Below are 24,374 nucleotides of genomic sequence, written 5' to 3'. Positions count from 1 at the left end.
TCACATACACCTAATCTCTTCTTCATGTAACGAACTTTCTTTATGCCATACATAATATAAATAGTTTCTTAACTTTCCCTTAAAAAAAGACGACCTTGTAAAAACAAGGTCGTCTTCTTACTTATATTTTTTGGTTTTTAGGGAAAATCACTTCAAAACAAGTGCCATCTCCCCATTTGCTCTCTACTGATATTTTTCCGTAATGCTTTTCTACAATCCAATTTGCGATTGAAAGACCTAATCCAGCTCCTTCTGACGTACTTCTTGCTTTATCCCCTTGATAAAAACGATTAAATAATTTCGGAATATCTTCTTCTTTCACTCCTATCCCGTCATCTTTCACCTGTATGCGAATTGAACTACTCGTTTGCGTACAATCAATTTGAATATGCCCACCTTCGTTTGTATACTTCATCGCATTATCTAACAGTATGACCATCATTTGATGAATCCGCTCTCTATCAGCCATAAAAGATACACCACGTTCTACTTTTAGCATCATTTCTTTTTCTTGATAAGAAGCAATCTCTTTATATGGAGCTACTATTTCTTCTAACAATTTATCAAGTTCAAATGTTTTCTTATCCATCTCAATTTGATTAGAATCAGAACGTGCTAGCAATAATAAATTACTAACGAGTTTCGATAACCGCCTACATTCTTTTGAAATTGTAGAAATATCCATCGCTTTTTCTTCTATCGTAGCGGATGGTGACTGGAATAAAACATCCGTTTTTGATTGAATAACTGCAAGTGGTGTCCTGAGTTCATGTGATGCATCAGAAACGAATTGTTGCTGTTTCTCCCATGAACTTTGAATAGGTACAAGTGCTCTACCAGCTAGGAAAAAGCCAATACCTATCGCACAGAGGCTTCCTATGCTACAACCTATAACGAGAATTAAAAATAAAGTATTTAACATTCCTTCTTCCGCTGTTATATCTCGCACGATTTGAACTATTTCTCCATCTTTTTGAAGCGAAAATGCTCTAAAATATCGTCCTTGTACTTCAATATCTTGTAACTCCTCTAATTTTTCGGGAGAAAAACTTTCCAAATTCTCTTCAAAAATAGAACGGAATTTACGGTTATCGCCCTCTATTTTCACTATTTTCCCATTCCAAGTTATTCTAGTTACTCGCGGATCTCCAATTTGGATATTCTCCATGCGTTTTCTTGGTGGTACTTTAACATCTAATTTTTCTCTATACTGAGCTATCATTTTTATAGATTGATCTACTTCACTATAAATACGCTTGTATGTGTACGAATAAATAATACTGCCTAATACGCCTATCAAAATGATAAATACTAACGAATTTATTATAGTCAATCGAATGCGCGTCTTCTGAAACATGCTTCCCTTTTTCATTGTTCTTTTAATATGTATCCAATACCTCGAACGGTTTGAATATCTTTCTGATAACCGAATGGCTCTAATTTTTTACGTAAATGATGCACATACACTTCTACAATCGCTACTGTCGTATCTGAATCAAATCCCCAGACGCGATCAAAAATTTGTTCACGCATTAAAATCTTTCCGCTATTTTGAACAAGGTACTCTAGAAGCTCATATTGTTTTAATGATAACTTCATACCTTTTCCATCTACTTGAACATCTTTATCTTTTCCGAACAATTCAATGCCTTTATAGCGAATTGTTTGCTGCGTTGTTAAACTACCACTTCTGCGTAGTAAAGCACGAATTCTCGCTTTTAATTCAGGGGCCTGAAATGGCTTAACAATATAGTCATCTCCACCAAAGTCCAATCCCTTCACCCGATCTTCTAAAGAATCTCTCGCTGTCAAAAACAGGACTGGTGTTTCAATCTTTTCATCTCGTATTTTTTGAATCACTTCAAATCCGTCCATCCCTGGCATCATCACATCCAGCAAAATTGCATCATATATATTTTGAAGAGCTAAAAACAATCCATCTTCTCCATTTATTGCCGTATCTACTTCAAATTCATCACGTAAAATTTGTACGATAGACTCTAATAACGAAGCATTATCTTCTACTACAAGTAAACGCATGCTCTCACCTTCCATCAAATAGTTCAATTCTATTTATTATTACATTTCTTCTCTTCATAACAAAAGAATGTAGTTACATTACGTAATTTCATTTTTAACTATTTCCTTCTAAAATTTTGAAGTTTTATTATAAAAACTTTGTCTTAAATTTAGCTTAATAAAAAATTGAAAGAAATAAGATTCCTCTTATCTCTTTCAATTTTTTATTACATATACCTTTTTACTCGGCAACTCTAAACAATTTAGCTGACCGCCATACACAGCCCCGCCATCAATCCCAATAATACGATTACTACCAAAATACACTCCGCAATCCTCACTACCATGAAGCGTTTTTGTTTCCGTATGCCCAAATACAATAACCTTTTCACCGCTATATCCATTATGAAATTCATTACGGATCCACATTAATGTATATGGTTCAGATTCAGAAACTCGTTTCATCGGTTCAACCCCAGCATGTACAAATATATACTCTTCTGTTTCAATGTAATGATCTAATTCTTGAATAAACTTTATATGTTCCTCTAATACACGAGAGTGTAAAATCGGTTTTTGGAAGTCTTTCTCATTAACCGCAATATCTTCTTCTACAAATCCATAGCTATATAATGTCTTATCTCCACCATTTCTTTTTACCCAATGGTTCCATGAACGTTCCTCATTTGTCCTTAACGCCTTAATCATCATATCTTCATGATTTCCTTTTAAAATGAGTGCTCCCTCTTTTTTCAATTCTCTTACCTTTTCAATTACAGCACGCGCATTTGGACCACGATCTACATAATCTCCCAGTAAGATTAATTGATCCTGTTTCGCATCATATTGAGCTTCTTCCAATAAATGTTCGAACTTTTCTATCTCTCCATGAATATCACTAATAACAAGAATTCTTTTCATATTATCCCCCCTCTTTCTAATTATAGTTCAAAACGACAGAAAGTTCAGAATTAAAATCAAGCATTAACGGGCAGTAAGCCCCCCACTGATTACAGTTTCACTTTATTACAAACTAAACTATTATCCTTACAACAATGTAAGTCTCTTGTCATCCAATTCGATAGTTGTAATTACTGTATTTCCTTATACTGAGAGTAAGAAATGAAACAAAAAATAAGGAGAGATGAGAGATGAAAAAAGTAATGGAAGTTGTAGTAGCGGTAGTAGAGGTTTTCGTAAATGGTAAACAAGTCGCAATGGAGTTAAATAAATAATGAAAAGGACAACATTCACTCTAGACCCTTTACTCATATAAAAGAGATAAGACTTCATCATTTCTTTGATCCCTTATCTCCCTATAAAGAAAGCCGTATCCCTTTTAAGGATACGGCTTTCTCTTATTTTTGACTCGTACGAGCTGAAACGCTAATTGCTCTATCTGTTGCTTTGGCAGCTTCATCTAACGCTTCTTTACTATTCTTCCCGTCATACATCGCTTCTAATGCTTTTACAACTGCATCTCGTGATTCTGGGAATACACTAATTAAAGCCCCTTGTGTTGCTGGAGATTGCTTCGTCGTTTGCAATTGATCTACTGTTACTTTCAACTGTGGATATTTTTCATATTGCTCTTTTACTAATGGCTCATTATATGCATCTGGATTAATTGAGAAATAACCTGTTGCAGTATGCCATTTTGCTTGTACGTCTGGCTTCGTTAAATATTTCATAAAGTCCCAAGCACCTTGTTGCGTTTCTTCTGAAACCATATTCGTCATCCATAATGATGCTCCACCAATAACAACACCATTTTGTTTCGAATCCTCAGGATACGGAATATATGAAACACCTACATTAAACTTAGATGCATCGATTAAATCACGAACACCTGCTGAAGAATCTAAATACATAGCAACTTGTCCAGATTGGAACGCGGCACGAATATCATCCCAACTTGCTCCATACTTTCCAAGTGCGCCAGCTTTATTTAAATCATCTAACATTCCAAATACTTTCTGTCCTTCTTTACCGTTAAATACCGCCTTCTTTGCAGCATCTTTACGGCCGTTTTCGTTATCTACATATAAAGCACCTTGTGTCGCTAACAATTCTTCAAAGAACCAACCGTAGTTAAGCATGGAGAATCCATATTGTTTTACATTTCCGCCTTCTTTAATCGTTAACTTTTTCGCTGCTTCTTGTAATTCCGCATATGTTTTTGGAGCTTTCTCTGGATCTAAGCCCGCCTTTGCAAAAGCATCTTTATTATAAATTAATACTGGTGTAGATGAATTAAATGGCATAGAATACATTTTTCCATCAACTGAATAATAATTTGTAATTGCTTTTTCTAATTTTGACGTATCGTACTTATCTTTTTTTATCCAGCTATCAATTGGTGTGATTTTTTTGCTATCAATCATATATTTCGTTGTAATTTCACTCGATTGAACAAGAGCTGGCGCTTCTTTCGTTGCAGACATCGTTCTAAATTTCGTTAAAGACTCTTCATATGTCCCTTGGAACTCTGCCTTTATCTCATATTTATTTTGCGACTTATTATAGTCTGCAACAAGACCATCTAATACTCCTTGTGTTTTTCCACCCATCGCATGCCAGAAGCGAATTACAGTTTTATCACCATTTTTTTCAACAGGTGCTACTTTTGCCTGTACTTCAGGTTTTCCCTCTGTTTTACTATTTGAACAAGCTGCACTAGATAATGCCATTGTTGCTACCATTAATAGAGCAGCACCTTTTTTAACTAGACTCATTTAAATCTCACCTTCTCTTAGTTATTTAATTGCACCTTTTGTTAATCCTTGTTGTAATTGCTTTTGCCCTAAAAATAGTAAAATCAATGTTGGAATAACGATAACCGTAACACCGGCCATTACGCTTCCCCAATCAGTTGCAACTTCTTGAGACTGAAGCTGCTTTACACCGATTTGCACTGTTCTTACTTTTTCATCAGTGGTCACTAAAAGTGGCCATAAATACATATTCCATGTTGTTAAAAAGCTATATACTCCAAGCGTAATAAAACTCGTTTTACAATACGGTATTACAACGCTGAATAAAAATCTTATATTTCCAATCCCTTCAATAAAAGCAGCTTCTTTCAGTTCATTCGGGAGTGTCATAAAATGTTGACGTAACAAGAAAATACCGAAAGCTGTTGCAAAAAACGGCACTGTCATCCCGGCGAAACTATTGATCCAGCCAAAGTTTTGAATCGTTAAAAAGTTAGGCACCATCGTTGCTTCCCACGGAATAAGCATCGTTGAAATAAACAGGAAGAAAATTAAGTTTCTCCCTTTAAACTGAAGAAAAACAAAAGCATAAGCTGCTAAACTTGATACGATAAGTTGTCCAATCATAACGACTGTCGATACAATTAAACTGTTATATAAGTATGTAAAAAGCGGTACTTTTTGAAAAATATTAATGAAATTATCAAAAGTAAACTGGGTCGGAAATAACCTTCTCATTTGAATATCGTCTGGTGTCATAAAGCTTATTAAAAATGCATACAGTACAGGAAAAAATACCATCACTGCACTAATAATGAGTAGCATGTATAATAGGAAATTTTGTTTCCACTGTTTAACAATCATTTATAATGCACCTTTCTCTCAGCAAACTTAAATTGAAGTAATGTAGCAACGAAAATGAAAACAAATAATACCATCGCTTGTGCACTTGCTGTTCCAAATTGATGATTCACAAACGCCTCTTTGTAAATCGAGTACACAATTAAATTCGTTGCATCATTTGGTCCACCGTGCGTTAAAATATCAATTTGTCCAAAGCTTTGGAACGCACTAATTAATGTTACTGTTACAATAAAAAATAAAGTTGGTGATAGCATCGGTAATGTAACACGGCGAAGCTTATATAAATAACTAGCACCATCTATAGATGCACTCTCATATAAAGACGTATCAATATTTTGTAAACCACCTAATATAACTAAAAATGCAAAACCTGTATTCACCCAAACTGTTGTAACTGATACAGAGAATAGTGCCCAGTCCGGACTCGTTAACCATGCGATTGCAGGAAGGTTCATAGAGGCTAATATATTATTAAATAATCCTACACTTGGATGAAATAAAAATAGCCAAATCACTGCACTAGCAGCTACTGATATTCCCATCGTCGAAGAAAACAGAACTCGGAATAACCCAATACCTCTTACCTTTCCATTTGCAATCAATGCAAGAAACAAAGCAAATATAATACTCGTAGGAACTGTATATAAAACAAATAATAAAGTTGATTTTATACTTTTGTAGAAGGCTGGATCAGAGAATAAATATTGATAATTTTCTAAGCCAACGAAAAGATTAGCTTCTCCATGTATATCGGTTAAATAAAAACTATAATAAATCGTCCTAAACAATGGATAGAACAGAAAAATCGAAAATAGCAAAATAGATGGCGCCAAAAACAATAATCCTATTCTTAAATCTTTCGTTCTCTCCCATAATTTTTTCTTTTTTGACACCTTTGTTTGAACTGGTAACTTACTTACTTCGATCATTATTTCGCCACCACTTTCAACTCTTCTTCACCTACCACTTTTAAGCGTTCATTCGTGTTTTCGTTAAAGAAGCATAACTTTTCTTGCGAGAATAATAATTTTACTTTGTCACCTTTGTTCAGGAGTAACTGTCCGATAACTTTCGCACTCCAAGTTGTTCCATTTACCGCAAAGTTCAATATAGATTCATTCCCTAATACTTCTACAGATTGCAACGTCACTTCTTGTCCCTCCTCAGACAGTGCAATATGCTCAGGGCGCATGCCTATGCGAATTGTTCCTTCTGGTAATTGCTTTAACTGTCTAATAGATAATGGAATTTGCAATTGTCCTATATGTAATACACCTTTTTCTTTATTTACTTCCCCATCATTTATATTCATAGAAGGAGAACCTATAAAGCTTGCAACAAATTCGTTTGCTGGTTCGTTATATATGTTAAGTGGTGTTCCAACTTGCTGTATACTTCCTTTATTTAAAACCATGATACGATCACCCATAGTCATCGCTTCTATTTGATCGTGGGTAACGTAAATCATCGTAATTCCTAATCGCTGCTGAATTTCTCTAATTTCAATTCTCATTTGCGCACGTAATTTCGCATCCAAATTCGAAAGTGGTTCATCCATTAAACAGATTGGCGCTTGACTCACAATTGCCCTGGCAAGTGCAACACGCTGTCTTTGTCCGCCTGATAATTGGCCTGGTTTCATTTTCACATACTCTTTCAGTCCTACCATTTCAATAGCTTCCATTAATCGCTTTTGTCGCTCTTCTTTTTGTACTTTTCTTACCTTAAGTCCAAATAAAATATTTTCTTCTACAGATAAGTGTGGATATAATGCATAATTTTGAAATACCATTGATAGATTACGGTCTTTCGGCTCTAGATCATTTGCAACACGTTCATTAATAATTAAATCTCCTGAAGAAATCTCTTCTAAGCCAGCGATCATTCGTAATAATGTGCTTTTCCCGCATCCCGAAGGTCCAACTAAAACAAAAAATTCACCCTTCTTAATATGAACCGATACGCCTTTAACCGCTGTCTCTTCTGCATTTTTATATACCTTTGAAACATTTTTCAATTCAATCACAAGGTTGCACTCCTTTTTTCTTCTTGTATCCATACTTCATAATGACTTGTTGAAATCGCACTTGCTCCTGCACGAATTGCAATTTCCGCATCTTCTCGCGTTTGAATCAGCCCTCCTGCAATAATAGGAAACTCTATTTCCTCTACTAGCTGCTTAATAATAGAAGGCATAATCCCCGGCATAATCTCTACTGCATTTGGTTTAGTCGTTTTACAATTTTCAATTGATTTAGTAAGAGATAAAGTATCTACAATAAAAATACGTTGAATTGTTTTCAATCCAATTTTATTAGCATTTCGAATTGTTGAACCCTTTGTTGAAATAATACCTTGTGCCCCGATAACATCTTGAATATACAAAAGCGCTTCCTCTGTATTCGTATTTAAGCCTTGTATAAAATCACAATGAAGAAATACATCATGTTCATGTTTCTGCAATTCATATACACGCTCTGGTAATTCCAGCATTGAACCAGTCATAAGAAAAACTGTTTTCGGCAATTTTTTGTATGCTTTGTATCCTTTCCAATCCTTTATCATCGCAATATAAGGTTCTTTAAACATTTATTCCACCTAACTGTTCTATTTTTATCCAAACTAAAAACACCTACTTACATAGAACGCCTTTCTCCTTATTTGAACTCTAAGGAATAGAGCACACCTAAGAAAGTGGCACATTATATGTAAGTGGGTGTTCTCAAATGTTCTCTACCCTAGTTATTTTGTTACCTTTACTATATTACGCATTTATTAAGTCAGTTTTGATAGATTGTTAATTAGGTGTTAATCGAATGTTAATATTCACCATATCATTATTTACATTAATCTAGATATTAAAATATAAATAAATAGAACGAAACAATACTTAAAATTCAATCAATATGTAAATTCATTCCATAGTTAATGATTTTTAGTTTGCTTGCCACTGCTTGCAAACTAAAGTTATCCCAAGCAGTACTATAAAGTGGAATGCGCCTTTTCTCTTGTATTGATATGGCCCAGGCTGTAACAACATCAGTACCATATCCGTTCCCTTGAAACTCCGCTAAAGTTTCCACACTTGCCTCAGCAGCTACGGGCGTACTTCTGGCACTGCAACAAACAGAAACTACTTTTTCATTTTTTACAATTGCCAAATAAGGTTGCCTCCTTATTTACTCCATTTACCATCCATTCATAATCTATTTTTCATGTTCAAAATAAAAATCCCATTCAAATACACATTACTGAATCCATCATACTAACTGATTTCTTCATTCTGTCTATCTAAATGGGATTATTTTTCGTTTTTTACTCTACTGGTTGTTGTGGCTGTACTACTTCATTCGCTCCAGCTACCCTCAACATATTTACAATATCTTTAAAACCTCTTTTTTCAGCGTATTGCAGTGGCGTCAGATGTTCCTTGTTAGCCATGTTTACATCTGCACCGTGATCAATAAGTAATTGAATTACTTTCTTATGGTTTTCACTACCATTTCCTAATACAATTGCTTCTAATAACGCTGTTCCACCACGTTCATTTTTATAATTCACATCAATATCTGTATGCTCTAATAATTCTTTAACAACCTCTACATGGCCACGCTCAGATGCAGAAATAAGTGCTGTCCCACCTGACCTAGTCGTTTCTTTCGTATTAACTCCTGCATTAATTAATACTTTTACAATATCCGTATATCCTTCTCTACTTGCATAAAGAAGTGGATTACTTTTTTTCTCATCTTTAATTTCAATATTAGCACCTGCACCAATTAATGCTTTAACTGTCTCTACATGATTTTGGTACGTCGCTGCAAGGACAGGCGTTTCTCCGTTGTCACCTTCTACGTTTATATTCGCTCCATCCTGAATCAACTTCATAGCTGTCTCTGTGTCTCCAAGAGTAGCTGAAAGTAACAACTGTTTGTCCATTAAATTTATACTTTTCTCTTCTTTAGATTCTTCCTGTTCTTTATGCTTCTCTTTTTTCTTCTCATTTTTCACATGAACCGGTTTCGATTCTGGTTCTTCTTGCTTATCGCAAGCCACTACCGTCATTAAAAGTCCTAATAAAATACATAATAAAATTTTTTGTTTTCTCACAACTACAGCTCCTATGAAAGATAATGTTTTCTTAACCATTCCTCCATCACATACAATAACTCTTCTTGAGTACATTTATCCATAAGCCCTTTAGATTCCTTCTTTAATCGGATTATCTTAAGCTTATACTATGTTTCTCAACCTATTGAAATGATACGCCTGATGGCCCCATCATTAACATTATGAAGCAATTAGTTTAGCACGTTTTTACCGCATTTGTATACATTTCTAAAAAGTACATAAATGATTGCTTTAGGTTACTATATTCCATTGTAACCGTTCTGCTAAAAATTTTACACCTTTTCTATATTTGCACCTGAGTAATAATAGAAAAAGACAACTACATAGTTGTCTTTTTCTATTAATGATGTCCACCATGATTTCCTGCTTTCGGTTTCCCCATCATCTCTTTATTCATTTCCCATTTATGCTCTGCTAGCTCTTTATACGAAAGAACTTTCCCCTTATAGTTAGATACAAAGCTCTCTGCATCTTTTTTATTTTTAAATGAAATGACATTATAAGCCATCGGTGTCGTTATTGTTTTATCATATACGTAAGTAGCGTCTTCTAACGAAATCCAATCTTTCGAATCATAATCTCGGACAAATTTCTCTTTCGTCTTTTCATCTGAGTTGATCTCCATCCATTTATACATACAACCGATATCATCAAACTTTAACGCTTTTCCATTTTCTAAAATAATTTCTGTTGCAAATTGATTATCTGTTACCCCAATTTGGCAAATATCACATTTATCATGTTTCTCATCAATGGAAACAGCTGCTGTTTCCTTTTTCCCACACCCGACTACCGTAAATACGAAACATAAACATATAGCAAGTACGACATATTTTACTTTCATCAATATTCCTCCCTAGAAACCGTATACTCCACGAAAAGAATACCAAAAGGTTGTGTGAGATTTGTGAAAAAACAATGTGCTTTTTGTAATATAGGAAACAAAAAAAGATGTGTAGTTATTTCTACACATCTCTCATCACTCGCAACCTGTAATTAACAAATCATCTTCTAATTTAACTAATAATGTATCCGCACTAATTTCCTGTCCAACTTCTACATTTACCAATCTTATATTTCCACTAATCCCGACTGCAATTTTTTTAAGCTCACCGTCATTTTTTCGGATCATCAGTAATTTTTCCCATTCATATACGTAAGAAGATTCATTAATAAAAATCTCCTCTACTTTTCCTTCATAAGAGCTATAAATCTCTTCAATTCTCGTTTTCATATAACATCTACTCCCTATTTCACACTTCACTATTTTCATCTTATTCTACCATTCTTACGAGAAGCAGCTTACTTTTTAAAAATTCAAATTAACTACCGTGAACAAAATGAACAAAATAAAAATTATGCTTCTAATGATGTTATTTTTCAAATTATTTACCATTTGAATAGATGCTTTTATTATAAATAAAAAACCTTTTTCTGAATTTTTATTCTATTTTGAAAGCGCAATCATTCTTTTGAGGGGGAAATTACATGTTAGCACTACTTGGATTTGCGATGGTATTTGTCTTTATGTTTTTAATTATGACGAAACGTATGTCAGCGCTAGTAGCATTAATATTAATTCCGAGTGTTTTTGCATTAATTGGCGGATTCTATGCCGATATGGGGCCTATGATGTTAGAGGGGATCCAAAAATTAGCACCTACTGGTATTATGCTTATGTTCGCTATTTTATATTTTGGGATTATGATTGATAGCGGTTTATTCGATCCTGTCATTAGTAAGATTTTAAAATTTGTAAAAGGAGATCCTTTAAAAATCGTTGTCGGAACGGCTATATTAACTATTATCGTTTCTCTAGATGGTGATGGTACAACAACATACATGATTACAGTTTCCGCAATGTATCCACTATATAAGCGCCTTGGAATGAACCCCCTCATATTAGCTGGAGTTGTTATGTTAGGGGCAGGGGTAACAAATCTTACACCTTGGGGTGGACCCACAGCTCGTGTTATGAGCGCACTTGGGCTTGAGGCTTCCGAATTATTTACACCTCTTATTCCAGGAATGATTGCTGGTGCAATTTGGGTTGTTTTCGTTGCCTACTATCTTGGAAAAAAAGAAAGAAAACGTTTAGGAATTATGGATGTACAGTATTTAAAACAAATGCAAACAATGGATGAGCAAGCTGCAACTGTCGAAGCAGCAGTGCATAAACGCCCTAAACTTCTATGGATTAACTTTTTATTAACCGCCACATTACTTGTCTGTCTCATACTAGAAGTTATGCCATTACCTGTTTTATTTACAGTCGCTTTTGCTATCGCTGTTATGATTAACTATCCAAACTTAGAGCAACAGAAAGAACGTATTGCTTCTCATGCTGGGAATGTATTAGCAGTTGTTTCTCTCGTATTTGCTGCCGGTATTTTCACTGGTATTTTATCTGGAACAAAAATGGTAGATGCAATGGCTAACAGTGTAGTAACTCTTATACCAGATGCACTTGGACCACAATTGCCAATTATTACAGCACTTCTCAGTATGCCATTCACATTTTTCATGTCTAATGATGCATTTTACTTCGGGGTATTACCTATTTTGACGAAAGCTGCTGCTACTTACGGAATTAGTGCAGCTGAAATGGGACGTGCTTCCTTACTTGGGCAACCCGTTCACTTATTAAGTCCTCTTGTCGCTTCCACTTATTTATTGGTCGGAATGGCAAAAGTTGATTTCGGTGAACATCAACGCTTCACTTTATTGTGGGCCGTTGGAACGACAATGGTTATGTTAATTACCGGAATTGTAATTGGGATTATTCCAATATAAGATGCAAAAAAACAGTAGAAGGAATAAAATCCTCTACTGTTTTTTATTATGAAGAAACAAGAAAATAACGTCTCTCGGGTCTCCCAACACTTCCATATATTAGCTCTGCGTGGACTTTCTTCCCAGATATCAAATACTCTAAATAACGCCTTGCAGTTGATCGGCTTACGCCTACCATTGAACTTAGCACCTCTGCTGTAATCCCTTCTTCATTAACTGTTAACATATGCTTTTTTATTTTCGCTAAAGTTAAAGGATCTATCCCTTTCGGGGCATATTCTATTTGATCTCCCTTCACCCCTCTTTGAGACCATAAATATTCAATTTGCTCCGTAGATAATTGATTATTTTTCTTTAACTGTATAATCTTTTTTTGATAGCCTTCCAGACTTGCTTTAAATCGGTCAAACATTAGTGGCTTTACGATATAATCTGTTACTCCGCCCCGCAGGGCGTGCCTCACTACATCTGTTTCCGATGCCGCTGTAATCATAATAATATCTGTATCGTGCAAATGATGCCTAATATATGTGACAAGTTCCGTTCCTTGCATATCAGGTAAGTACACATCTAATAAAACAAGCTGTGGCTTCACAAGCTCTAGCCATTCTTTCGCTTGTTCTCCAGTCGTTGCCGTTCCAATTACTTTAAATCCCTCAATTTTCTCAGTAAAACGACGATGAATGTCAGCAATCCGAATATCATCTTCTACAATTAATACTTCTATCTCCTCACCCATTACTATTCGCCTCTCTCTTTCGGTAGTGCAATAATAAATAATGCACCACCTAAATCCCCTTTTTCAATTGCAATACTTCCATTTAAATCTTCTACTAACTCTTTCACTTTTGCTAATCCATATCCTCGCTCTCCTCCTTCTTTCGTCGAAAAGCCTTTATAGAATATGCTAGTAATTATTTCATCATGAATCCCTTGCCCTGAATCTTCCACTTCAATTAATATTTCTTCTCCAATATCAGTTACAAACATCCTTACTTTCTTATCATTCTCTTCATTTTTTTCAATTGCTTCAAATGCATTCGTAATTAAATTTCCTAAAATAGAAACGACATAATTACTCTCAATATGTGGACTTAATTTTTCTAAACCACTTTCTCTATCTAGCATAAAATCAATCTTCAACTCTCGTGCTCTATTATAAAATCCAATTAAAATTCCACCTAGCCATGGATTTTGAATCCGCTTCATAATAAATTGAACAAAATCTTGATATACCGCTGTTTCCTTATGAATAAGCTCTAAAGCATCTTCGTATGATTCTAATTGAATAAGACCTGAAAGCGTATACAATAAATTATTATATTCGTGCGCTTGCGCTCGTAATGCCTCTGTATATTGCTTCGTCTGAGATAATTCTGCTGTTAACTGATCCATTTCAGATTTCAAACGTAAGCTCGATACAACGCCAGTTACTTTATTCTTTACTTTAATAGGTAGACGGTTCGCAATAACAGCCTGTCCTTTTATATTTAATTGGCGATCAAACTGTTCTTCACCAGTTTGAAGTACATCTAGTATCGTTGAATTAGGAATTACATTTAAAATAAATTCCCCAATAATATTTTGTTGTTTATCTAGCGAAAGAATATCATAAGCTGCTTGATTGACTAAACTAATCATGCCATTTTTATCGATTACAATAATCCCTTCACGTACAGATTGAATCACTGTACTATGCTCTTCATATAAAGATGAAATTTCTTCTGGTTCCATCCCGAACATCATTCTTTTTATACTTGCCGCTAAATATATAGAGCCAATTACTCCAATTAATAGCCCTATTATTGTAATCCAAAATACACGCTTTCCATACACTTCTACCGCTCCATGAATATCAGCCATTGAAAATCCAACAGACACCACACCAATGATTTCATTTTCCTGATTACGGATTGGAACTTTTCCGCGTAATGAAGGGCCTAATGATCCAGTTGCTTTCGAAACATATGATTTTCCTTCTAATAAAACGCCTTTATTATCTCCGCCAACCATTTTTTCTCCTATTTTATCTCGTTCAGGATGCGCATAACGAATCCCCTCTTTGTTTCCAACTACAATGAAGTCAGCCTCTGTATCCATTCGAATTTTTTCTGCGATTGGCTGAATAATAGAAGCTGGATTTTCTTTTTGAAAAGCTTCCTGAATTTCTGGTATCGCGGCAACTGTTTTCGCAACATGCAAAGCCCGTTTCCCAATTTGCTCTTCTACCGTTTCAGATAATATGTAATAAAATAAATAACTCGTTAGCAGAAGTACCACTAAAATAAGTGTACTAATAGTTAATGTAATTCTCGGTTGGAGTTTTAATTTTTTAAATTTCAAAACCATTCCCCTAACATGATTAAAGATAGAATTTAAAGAATATACAGTCTCTTTAATTATACTTAATCATAACACGGTTACTCTATATTTCTTTCTTTTTCTCTTCATAAAAAAAGAAACGAAGTAAAATTATTACCTCGTTTCTTAATATTTGTTATTACACTTTAAACTTACTAATCATCTCTTGTAATTCTTCTGCCATTTGTGATAAATGGACTGCTGCTGCATTTATTTCATCTACTGAAGCTAATTGTTCTTCTGAAGAACCAGCAATATTTTGAACGCTTGCTGCATTTTCTTCAATTGTAGCTGCAATTTCATTAATAGATGCACTTACTTGTTTTGCATCTACCGTCATTTGTTTTGCTACATCTACCATGCTATCAATTTGTACAACTGTATCATTTGTAGACTTCAATATTTCGGCAAAGCTTTGCTTCGTTTCATTTGCAACTACAAGTCCTGATTGTACTTCTGCTCCAACTTGATTCATAGAGCTTACTGTTTCTTTTATATCAAATTGAATCTCTTTCACTAGTTTCCCAATTTCCGTAGAAGACTGTCCTGATTGTTCTGCTAGCTTTCGCACTTCATCTGCTACAATTGCAAATCCTCTTCCTTGCTCTCCAGCTCTCGCAGCCTCAATTGCCGCATTTAACGCTAATAAATTTGTCTGTTCTGCAATATGTTGAATCACTTCAAGGATTGCTCCAATTTGTTTCGACTTATCGTCTAACAAACCAATGATTTTGTCTGACTGTGAAACAGACTCATGAATTAATTGCATTTGATTCACAGTTTGTTCAACTAACTTCCCACCATTTTCAGCTTTTTTCTTCGTATACATAGAGGCTGTAGATACTAATGAAGAACTATCTGCAACACGCTGAATTCCTTCTGTAACTTCTTCTAACAATGTTGCTCCTTCTTCAACTTCTTTCGTTTGTATTTCTGCACCACTTGATACTTGCTCTATCGCCTGTGTAATTTGTTCCGTTGCTTCGCTTGTCTGCTTCATACTAGCTGTTAATTCTTCTGAAGATGCCGCTACATGACTTGCTGAAGTGTTTATATTGGAAATGACACTTTGTAACGATGCAGCCATCTCGTTAAAACTTTCTCCTAGCTGTCCAATTTCATCTTTAGAATGAACTGTAATTGACTCTGTTAAATCACCTTCACTAATCTTCTTCGATGATATGACAAGTTGTTTTAACGGTTTAATAATAGACGCAATTATGAAGTAAATTACAATCCCACCGATTATTAGTGAAATTCCAAGAACAGTTATTGTTTTATAGAAAATAGGTTCAGCCGCTTCGATAATTTCTTTGGAAGGCATAATTCCTGCTATTTTCCACCCAGTTTTCTTATTCGTTTTAAAAGTGATATTGCGATCTTCACCATCTAATGAATAATGAAAATCCCCAGCTTCCTGTTTATACAATTCTTTACTAAGTTTCTCTTCTAATTTCTCTCCTGGCTTCATTTTCGGGTGCGCTACTACATTTTTATCTTGATCAAATATCGCTACATATCCTTCCTTACCGATATTAACCATCTTAGAAGTAGTAACAATATCATTAATGATTAAGTCAATCCCAAGAACTCCACTTTTATCCTCGTTTTGTTTTGCTAGTGTAATAACAATATTTCCTGTCGTTTTTGACTTATATGGAGCAGTTACAATTACTTCTCCGCTTTTCTTCACTGCCTCTTTATACCAATCTCTTTCTGTAGGATTATATCCATCTGGCATCTGAATAGCTGGTGATTGAATGAACTGTCCATTACTAGATCCTGTATAGATTGCTTCCATTTCTGGATGCAGTTTATTGTATTCTTCTAGTTTATTTTGTATGTTTTGAATTTGATCTGCTTGGTAACTTGATTGTGTAAATAATTTCGTAAAATAAGTTGCATCTATTTTTTTACTATCCAATTCCTTATTAATTACATTATCCAAAATTTTTATATTATCTTTCGCCGAGTTTAAAATCGTTTCATTAAAATTCGTCTTCGCCTGTTGATAAGACGTCCAACCAATTACAATACTTGGAAGAATTAAAATAATAATAAATGATACAAGTAACTTTGTTTTTAAACTACTACTCCTTAATTTCCCTTGAAACATACTTCTACCCCTCCATACCGTTTTAAATGTAATTAATTAACATTTAATCTTTCTATAAAAATAATACGATTTAAATGTATCAATGAGACTCTCTATCTTTTTATACATCTAAAGAATTGATACATATCTTTTTCATTCTATATAAATTAAATAATTAAAACAATGTATAAAAATGTATATTATTCGAAATATTATAATTCATAGGAGAACCTCTAGTATTTCACTTACTAGAGGTTCTTTCCACCTTACTATTCTTTATCTACTTCTTTTTTCTCATCTTCTACTACAGATACAACAGGTTTATCGCTTGATAATTGTTGTACCGCTCCTTTTCCTGCAAATCCTTCTAATAGCTCTTTTAAGTCAATGCCAGAAGAAGCTTTTAACGTTTCTTGCATCGTTGCCATTAAATCAGTCGCATAACCCGCAACTTTTCCGGCCCCGCTATTTTTACCACCGCCGCCTGTATCGACAACTGTGATTTTATCAATATTACTAAGCGGACTTGCAACTTCCTTCGCATAACTTGGAAGCATTTTAAGAACCATATCCATAATTGCCGCTTGACCATATAATTCAAATGCTTCAGCAATTTTTTGTTTCGCTTCTGCTTCTGCTAAACCTTTTAATCTAATAACATCTGCTTCTGCTGTACCTTGCGCTTTTTGTACTTCCGCTTTCGCTTGACCTTGCGCTTTTTCGATTTCCGCCTTCGCTAAACCTTCCACACGTACTTCTTCCGCACGAGCTCTCGCTTCAGCTTCAATCTTATATTGATCCGCATCTGCCTTTTTAATTTGTTTTACTTTTTCTGCTTCTGCTGATTGCTCAACAGCATAGCGATCTGCATCTGCTTTTTTCTTAACTTCTGCATCGTATTGCTTTTCACGACGCGCAATCTCTTTTTCTTCTAACTCGATTTGCTTTTCACGCTCAATGATTTTAACGCGCATTTGCTCTTCTGTAACACCTTGTTGTGCTTTCGCTTGTTGTAATTCGTAAGAAAGATCCGCATCTGCACGTGCTTGCTCTTGTTCTCTCTTATAGGACTGTACTTTTAATTCTTTATGTTTTTCAGCTTCAGCGATTTGTGCATCACGTTGATATTCTGCTTCTTTTGCCTCTTTTTCAGCACGTGCTTTTTCAATACGTGCTTCTTTTTCACGCTCTGCATTTGCAATTGTTGCATCACGCTTAACTGTCGCAATTTGCGGCTGACCAAGCGCATCTAAGTATCCGTTTTTATCCATTATTTCTTTAATTGTGAAAGAAACAATGCGAAGTCCCATCTTCTTTAAATCTGTAGAAGCTACTTCATGTACCTTTTGAGCAAATTGCTCTCTATTACTATACGCATCCTCTACTGTCATAGAAGATAAGATTGCACGTAAGTGACCTTCTAAAACCTCTTTTGCTTCTACTTTTAACTCTTCTGTTTCTTTTCCTAAATATTGCTCAGCTGCAGTAGATACTTCTTCAATTGTAGAACCTACTTTAATAATAGAAACACCATTTACTGTAACTGGAACACCTTGCTTCGTATACGTATCACGTGTACCAACCTCTAATTTGTAGTTTAATAGGCTTAAAGGCTCTGCTCTTTGCATAATTGGAACTACGAAAGTACCGCCCCCGCGGATAATCTTAATCTTCTTTCCATCATCAGTGGTAACAACATTCTTTCCTCCACCAAGCCAGTTCCCTGTAACAATTAACGCTTCATCTGGACCAACCGTACGATACTTCGTAATGAATACTAAAATGAGTAGAATTAAAATTGCCAGTAAAACTCCACCGATAATTAATGGAATCGTCATGTAAATTCCCCCTTATAATTTTGGTTTTTTTAAAGAATAAGCGATGTTTTGTACAAGTAAAACACCATCTTGGACTCCCTCGATAATAACCTCTGTTCCTTGCGAAATATCTTTTTTTCCAACAGTTTTAGCTGGGATTGCATTACTTCCAAATTGGGATAAAATTAATACTTCACCAAATCCTTCTGTAGGAATTGTCGTAATGACTTCTCCTTTGCAACCGATAAATTCATCCATACGTTGTACGGTATTTTGTTCTGCTTCTGCAATCGGTTTTAAAATTAGTATTTTCATGATGAAAACACCGATAAAAGATATAGCAAATGCAGCCCCGAAAATAGTAATACTATTAAAGGAAAATAAGTACTCTCCTATATAACTAAGCCCACATAACATGGCGAAGAAACTAAGTAATAAAGTAACAACGGATACAGATCCGCCCCCAAAACTAAATATCGATTCAAATATATCTCCAAAGAAGATATAAATAACAGTGAGTATAGTAGCAATAATAAATCCATATAAATAAATTGTTTCAAGTGGATAACCAAACAAGACCATTTCTTATCCCCCTTTCTTAAACAATCCCTTTTTTGTTATGTGTATGCCCCACCTCTTTCAAAGATTATAGTTCTTAATTTTCAGTTATTTACTCTTTAAAGAAAAGCCTGTAAAACAGGCCCCTAAAAAAGAACAGGAGAAACCTATTGTGACAGGCTCCTCCTAGAAAATAACCGATATATTATATATCTATATAATATACTATTTTCCACAAAAAGTAAAGTTAAACATACATTGGAAAATCACTTATTTTCCCCCGATTGGTGTGGGCTAATAATCATTGGGGGATGAATGATTAAAGTTTCACTTTACTGATAATGAGTACGTTCCATCGCCATTATCATATTTATATACATACAAGTAATACTTGCCTGGTTTTGCATTAAATTTCGCTTCTATATGATTCCCATTGGCTTGACCGTAAGCTGCATAATTTTTCATATCTGATTCATGGTGAAGTACCCATGTCATCCCAATTCCATACTCATTTAAAACAGAAATGTCGATATCTTTCGCTGATGCTACATTAAATGTATAAACATCAGTGTGGTCCCCGCCAATAAGATTACCTTTTATCGTACTATTTAGCCCGATACGATTTGCTTCCTCTGGACGATTATTTGGTTCTGATTCTGTTAAACTTCCATCTTTAATCGTAACAGTTGTTTCGCTTCTGCTCTCTTTGCCTTTATCATCTTTTACTCTTAACGATACTTTATAAGAACCTTCTCTTTCATATACATGTACTGGATTCACTTCTACACTTGTGCTTCCATCTCCAAATTCCCATAAATAAGAAACAATTTTTCCATCTTCATCGTTTGAGCCATCACTTTTAAATTGAATTCCCTCTTTTACAAGACCGCTATAAGGGCCATTTATATTAACCGTTGGAGCTTTATTTTCTCCATCATCTTTTGCGATTCCATGGAAGACTACATCATATTCAAATTCATTTGAGCTATTCACACGATAATTGACGAAGTATGCTGTAACAGTTTTGTAGCCACTCCATTCTTTTTGCGCCAATTGTTCTAAAGATTCATTTACTCTTTTACTCATTGCTTTCCAATCTTCTGATTCACCTTTTGTGACACTACCTGTATACGTACCTTCTAATGTAAATGTATTAAAGAATTGAGAATTATGTTTTGTCATTTTTGTATCATTCATAGGCAACGTATCACTAATTTCTTTTTTCACTTCAGTTAACGATTTCGGTGCATGTTCAGCTAAATAATCATCTGCTACTTCCGGTACATTATATTTATCTTGATTATCAATTAACTGCTGCATATACTCTTGATACTCTTTATTTAACTTAGGATCTTTACTTAGATTTTCACGATATGCATCATAATTTTTCACGTCATTCGCACGAATCAAATCTTGAATTTTATCAAATGTTTCAAACTGATGCGTATATAAGTAAGACTGCAATGCGAACGAGTAATTATAGAAATCCCAAGAACCGTATTTAGCAAATAGTGTACGCTCTGCTGTATAACGGCTTGCAGGATCAGATGATAATCCGCTAATTATACTCTTTCTTGGTACAACGTTATTCGTACGAGTAGATCCTGCGAAAAACTCTGCATTTCCTTCTTGGAACCAAGTTAGCCTTTCATTTTGATACATATCTCCTCTTCCAAATAAACCAGGAACTTCATATCTCCCTTGCAAATAATGAGTAAATTCATGACGGAATAACTCTTCTAAACTATAAATACTTTGCTCTGGTGTACGCTCATATGTAAAGAATGTACCTGTCTCTTCAATATAAATTCCACCGTTGTTTGTTTCATATCCATACAATTGTCTATTTAATTGGTACTCTTCTGGACTGTTATAAATTACGATCGTTAATACATCATCCGCATTTCCTGGCTCTAACGCTTTGTCATTTCCAATTACACGGTGATACTGTGCCTTTACTTCCTTCGCAGCCCAATATAGTCTCTTAATTTTTTCTTCTGATACTTTATCTCCTGTTTTGAACACAATTGATCCATCGTCGAATGTATACGTTTTTGGTAGGTATTGCTCTTTTCCTTCTTTACGTATTTTCTCTAAATCTACTGTATTCCCGCTATAATCTTTACCATTATAATTTGTTGTAATTTGTTCTACCGCAACAAAATACGGTTCACTTAAGCGCGGGTACATATGCATTGCTTGTGTAACAACCTCTAATCCTTTATTTGGATTGCTATGAAACTTCCCTAAACGGCTAGCAAAATAAATGCCATTATTAACGAGCCATTTATTTTCTGGCGTTACTTCATTTAGAAGAGCAATACGATTTATTTCATTAATAAACCCATCTACTTTTCCATACCACATCGTTTCATTCGCTTCTTTACGAGCCTCAGTTAAGTACGACTGCATATCATAGTCAATACCTTGCATAATATCGTATATTGCTTGTCCCTTCATTCGATCATTTACATAAGTAGTATAATTATCATTGTATTGCTTTAAAATATTCGATGCATATTGAACCGTTTCAACATCGCTTGAAGCATTACTAATTAATTTACCGTACGCAGATACGACTGTATCTTGTTCAACTGTACCAAGCTTAAAGTTTGGATTTTTTGCGATTGCTTTTAAAGCAGGTAAACATTTATCCTGGAAGCTTCTTTCATTTAAGTCGCTTAATTCACTATTATAAAATGCAAGATAAAAAGCTGAACGCAGCACTTCAGTAAACGTTTGAATTCCTTTTGAATCATCTTTCGTAAATGTACTACCTCTATGAGCTAATTCATCTATAATGACTTGCATTTTTCCTTTATCTTTATAAAAAGCCTTTGCATCTTCATTAAACTGGAATAAGTCTGTAATTTGGTGCCATTTAATACTGCCTAACGTTTCAACTAATTCTTGGTTATTCATTTTGTTTAAATCAGCCATTGAATAGCTTTCTTTAACCTGCTTTACTGCAGTTTTCTTCGTAATAGATGCTGGTCGCTGTGAAAAATCTCCTACTTTTAAACGTTCTTGAAATGATAAAGTTTCATCAACTTTTGAAATATGTCCAACTTCATCTACCGACTTTTCAATTCCAACCGGTTTCGTTTTTAACACGTTATACGGTACTTTTTCTTCCGCTGCTGCATGAGTTTGAAGTGCGCCTAACGATAAAGCCATTGTACTAATGCTAAGCATCACTTTATTGATCTTTGATTTCTTGTTCATATCCTTGCCCCCTATTTTAATATTCCATTCAAGAATTTAACATAAAATATGGATGTAACAATATAAAATGCAATATTTCATATTATTTCTTCCTATAATTTGTACATATCGTGAACACATTGCTCTTTACCTACCTAAAACAAATTGCATCCTTTCACATTATAAAAAGGAAATTTTTTGACAATTAAAAACTTAATTGTTATGATTATTATAATTGTTAACTTTATTAAATAAGGGTGGGATTCTATGATAAAAAAAGAAAACAGTGTATTTTATATCTCCTTCTTGCTAACAACATTATTCATCATATGGGGAATTACCCCGGTAAGTTGGATACAAGGCTATGATTTACAAAGTGTTACCTCTTCCTTAAATTCATTTATCCTCAATAAATTTGGATGGTTTTACTCTCTACTTATGACCGCAATGATTATTTTAGCCACTTATTTAGCATTTTCTAAGTACGGTTCTATTCGTCTTGGTAAAGATGGAGAAAAGCCAAAATATAATTATCCATCTTGGCTATCCATGTTGTTTGGGGCAGGAATGGGAATTGGACTCCTTTTTTATGGAATCGCTGAACCGATTTCACATTTTACAGATCCGTTAACAGGAAAAGCAGGTACAGAAGAAAGCGCCAAACTTGCTATGCAATATTCATTTTTCCACTGGGGACTCTTTCCGTGGTCACTATACGCAATGGTCGCTTTAACAATTGCATATTTCACATTCCGCAAACAAAAAGGTAGCACTATCGGGGCTACAGTTACTCCATTATTTAATCGATCGCAAAATTCCCGTATCGGAAAAACAGTTGATATTTTAGCTGTTTTAGCCACAGTATTTGGCATTGTACCATCTGTTGGGATTGGTGCTCAACAAATTGCTGGAGGACTAAGCTATTTATTCCCTTCCATTCATAACACTTTACTTACTCAGCTCGTACTTATAGCTATCTTCGCTGTTTTATATTTAACAAGTGCACAAACTGGCTTAGATCGTGGGATTAAATATTTGAGTAACTTGAATTTCTCTCTTGCAGGTATTTTACTCGTCTCTTTCTTACTTTTAGGCCCAACTGTATTTATTATGAAATATTTCACATCTACACTCGGTTCTTATATCGGGGCTTTACCTAGTATGGGATTAAATTTAGGAGCATTTAGTGAAAAATCTTCTTCTTGGATTGAAAACTGGACTATTTTCTATTGGGGATGGTGGATCTCTTGGTCTCCATTCGTCGGCACATTTATCGCACGTATTTCTAAAGGACGCACAATAAAAGAATTTATTTTTGGAGTTGTATTAGTCCCAACTCTTATCTGTACATTTTGGTTTGCAGTATTTGGTGGTACCGCAATCCATATGGAAATGTTCCAATCGCTTGGAATAGCTGATGAAATTGCAAAAAATGGTACAGAGATTGGATTATTCGCTGTTATTTCACATCTACCATTCTCTACATTTTTAACGATTATCGGGTTAATTTTAGTAGCCACATTTTTCGTTACTTCTGCCGATTCAGCAACATTTGTTGTTTCAATGCAAACGAGTAACGGAAGCTTATCACCGAAAAATAGTTTAAAACTTATATGGGGATTAACAATCGCGATAATTGCCGCTATTTTATTACAATCTGGAGGATTAAATGCACTACAAATCGCAGCTATAATTGCTGCGCTACCATTTTCTATTGTAGTCATTCTTATGGTCACTTCGCTCTTTAAGGAGCTGCGAAAAGAAGATGTTAATTTGCAAACGAAAGAAATTCCGAAAAAAATAAAAAAGGTTATGTAA

At 34.6% G+C, this 24,374-nt stretch carries 19 protein-coding genes and 2 pseudogenes; 2 read left to right on the top strand and 19 right to left on the bottom strand.

Annotated elements, in window-relative coordinates:
- Positions 1–121: 121 nt before the first annotated feature.
- The 12 genes and pseudogenes from ACTFO4_RS21875 to ACTFO4_RS21820 all read right to left on the bottom strand — a co-directional run bounded on the left by ACTFO4_RS21875 (position 122) and on the right by ACTFO4_RS21820 (position 10,962).
- Complete coding sequence (locus tag ACTFO4_RS21875) at positions 122–1,372, bottom strand: sensor histidine kinase (protein WP_305037709.1); 1,251 nt, start codon at positions 1,370–1,372, stop codon at positions 122–124.
- Positions 1,369–2,040: a response regulator transcription factor gene (locus ACTFO4_RS21870; protein WP_001238621.1), complete on the bottom strand. Its 672-nt coding sequence runs from the start codon at positions 2,038–2,040 to the stop codon at positions 1,369–1,371. The genes ACTFO4_RS21875 and ACTFO4_RS21870 overlap by 4 nt, the downstream gene beginning before the upstream one ends.
- Before the next feature lie 195 nt (positions 2,041–2,235).
- Positions 2,236–2,940, bottom strand: a complete 705-nt coding sequence (locus ACTFO4_RS21865) for a metallophosphoesterase family protein (protein ID WP_017674238.1) — start codon at positions 2,938–2,940, stop codon at positions 2,236–2,238.
- Positions 2,941–3,377: 437 nt separating this feature from the next.
- The gene (locus ACTFO4_RS21860; RefSeq protein ID WP_017674237.1) at positions 3,378–4,754 is read right to left on the bottom strand and encodes an ABC transporter substrate-binding protein; all 1,377 of its coding nucleotides are present in this window, start codon (positions 4,752–4,754) and stop codon (positions 3,378–3,380) included.
- Positions 4,755–4,775: 21 nt separating this feature from the next.
- Complete coding sequence (locus ACTFO4_RS21855) at positions 4,776–5,597, bottom strand: carbohydrate ABC transporter permease (protein WP_000635946.1); 822 nt, start codon at positions 5,595–5,597, stop codon at positions 4,776–4,778.
- Complete coding sequence (locus ACTFO4_RS21850) at positions 5,594–6,526, bottom strand: carbohydrate ABC transporter permease (RefSeq protein WP_000573797.1); 933 nt, start codon at positions 6,524–6,526, stop codon at positions 5,594–5,596. The genes ACTFO4_RS21855 and ACTFO4_RS21850 overlap by 4 nt, the downstream gene beginning before the upstream one ends.
- A complete protein-coding gene (locus ACTFO4_RS21845) occupies positions 6,526–7,623 on the bottom strand; it encodes an ABC transporter ATP-binding protein (protein ID WP_000571391.1) in 1,098 nt (365 codons plus the stop codon). The genes ACTFO4_RS21850 and ACTFO4_RS21845 overlap by 1 nt, the downstream gene beginning before the upstream one ends.
- On the bottom strand, positions 7,620–8,186 hold the full coding sequence (locus ACTFO4_RS21840; RefSeq protein ID WP_006925062.1) for a glycerol-3-phosphate responsive antiterminator: 567 nt from the start codon (positions 8,184–8,186) through the stop codon (positions 7,620–7,622). Before ACTFO4_RS21840 ends, ACTFO4_RS21845 begins: the two co-directional genes overlap by 4 nt.
- A 308-nt stretch (positions 8,187–8,494) precedes the next feature.
- Positions 8,495–8,770, bottom strand: a pseudogene (locus ACTFO4_RS21835) (GNAT family N-acetyltransferase); the annotation flags it as partial.
- Positions 8,771–8,912: 142 nt separating this feature from the next.
- Positions 8,913–9,782 carry an ankyrin repeat domain-containing protein gene (locus ACTFO4_RS21830; protein ID WP_000287336.1) on the bottom strand — a complete coding sequence of 290 codons (870 nt, stop codon included), beginning with the start codon at positions 9,780–9,782 and terminating at the stop codon, positions 8,913–8,915.
- Between the two features lie 286 nt (positions 9,783–10,068).
- A complete protein-coding gene (locus tag ACTFO4_RS21825) occupies positions 10,069–10,572 on the bottom strand; it encodes a nitrous oxide reductase accessory protein NosL (RefSeq protein ID WP_017674235.1) in 504 nt (167 codons plus the stop codon).
- Between the two features lie 135 nt (positions 10,573–10,707).
- Positions 10,708–10,962 carry a hypothetical protein gene (locus ACTFO4_RS21820; protein ID WP_000857376.1) on the bottom strand — a complete coding sequence of 85 codons (255 nt, stop codon included), beginning with the start codon at positions 10,960–10,962 and terminating at the stop codon, positions 10,708–10,710.
- A gap of 254 nt (positions 10,963–11,216) precedes the next feature.
- Here ACTFO4_RS21820 and ACTFO4_RS21815 point away from each other — a divergent pair, with 254 nt between their 5' ends.
- Positions 11,217–12,521: a CitMHS family transporter gene (locus ACTFO4_RS21815; protein ID WP_000880464.1), complete on the top strand. Its 1,305-nt coding sequence runs from the start codon at positions 11,217–11,219 to the stop codon at positions 12,519–12,521.
- A 46-nt stretch (positions 12,522–12,567) separates the two neighbouring features.
- Here the strand turns inward: ACTFO4_RS21815 and ACTFO4_RS21810 are convergent, their stop codons facing one another.
- The 7 genes and pseudogenes from ACTFO4_RS21810 to colA all read right to left on the bottom strand — a co-directional run bounded on the left by ACTFO4_RS21810 (position 12,568) and on the right by colA (position 22,577).
- Positions 12,568–13,260, bottom strand: coding sequence for a response regulator (locus ACTFO4_RS21810; RefSeq protein WP_000503461.1), 693 nt, complete (start codon positions 13,258–13,260; stop codon positions 12,568–12,570).
- Positions 13,261–13,262: 2 nt separating this feature from the next.
- The gene (locus ACTFO4_RS21805; protein ID WP_002040620.1) at positions 13,263–14,870 is read right to left on the bottom strand and encodes an ATP-binding protein; all 1,608 of its coding nucleotides are present in this window, start codon (positions 14,868–14,870) and stop codon (positions 13,263–13,265) included.
- A gap of 151 nt (positions 14,871–15,021) precedes the next feature.
- Positions 15,022–15,882: a methyl-accepting chemotaxis protein gene (locus ACTFO4_RS21800; protein WP_370622813.1), complete on the bottom strand. Its 861-nt coding sequence runs from the start codon at positions 15,880–15,882 to the stop codon at positions 15,022–15,024.
- Between the two features lie 81 nt (positions 15,883–15,963).
- A pseudogene (locus tag ACTFO4_RS21795) lies at positions 15,964–16,998 on the bottom strand (HAMP domain-containing protein); the annotation flags it as partial.
- 248 nt (positions 16,999–17,246) lie between these two features.
- A complete protein-coding gene (locus tag ACTFO4_RS21790) occupies positions 17,247–18,815 on the bottom strand; it encodes a flotillin family protein (RefSeq protein WP_000155016.1) in 1,569 nt (522 codons plus the stop codon).
- A gap of 12 nt (positions 18,816–18,827) precedes the next feature.
- The gene (locus tag ACTFO4_RS21785) at positions 18,828–19,376 is read right to left on the bottom strand and encodes an NfeD family protein (protein WP_000242445.1); all 549 of its coding nucleotides are present in this window, start codon (positions 19,374–19,376) and stop codon (positions 18,828–18,830) included.
- 303 nt (positions 19,377–19,679) lie between these two features.
- Positions 19,680–22,577 (bottom strand): collagenase ColA, encoded by a 2,898-nt coding sequence (gene colA, locus ACTFO4_RS21780; protein WP_017674233.1) that lies wholly within the window; start codon positions 22,575–22,577, stop codon positions 19,680–19,682.
- Between the two features lie 246 nt (positions 22,578–22,823).
- Between colA and opuD the strand changes: the two genes are divergently transcribed.
- Complete coding sequence (gene opuD, locus ACTFO4_RS21775) at positions 22,824–24,374, top strand: glycine betaine transporter OpuD (protein ID WP_440014370.1); 1,551 nt, start codon at positions 22,824–22,826, stop codon at positions 24,372–24,374.

It is taken from the genome of Bacillus cereus group sp. MYBKT14-1 (assembly GCF_051915185.1).
Taxonomy (GTDB): Bacteria; Bacillota; Bacilli; order Bacillales; family Bacillaceae_G; genus Bacillus_A; species Bacillus_A cereus.
The sequence above is the reverse complement of the archived record's forward strand: the minus strand, read 5'-3'. Positions and strand labels throughout refer to the sequence as shown.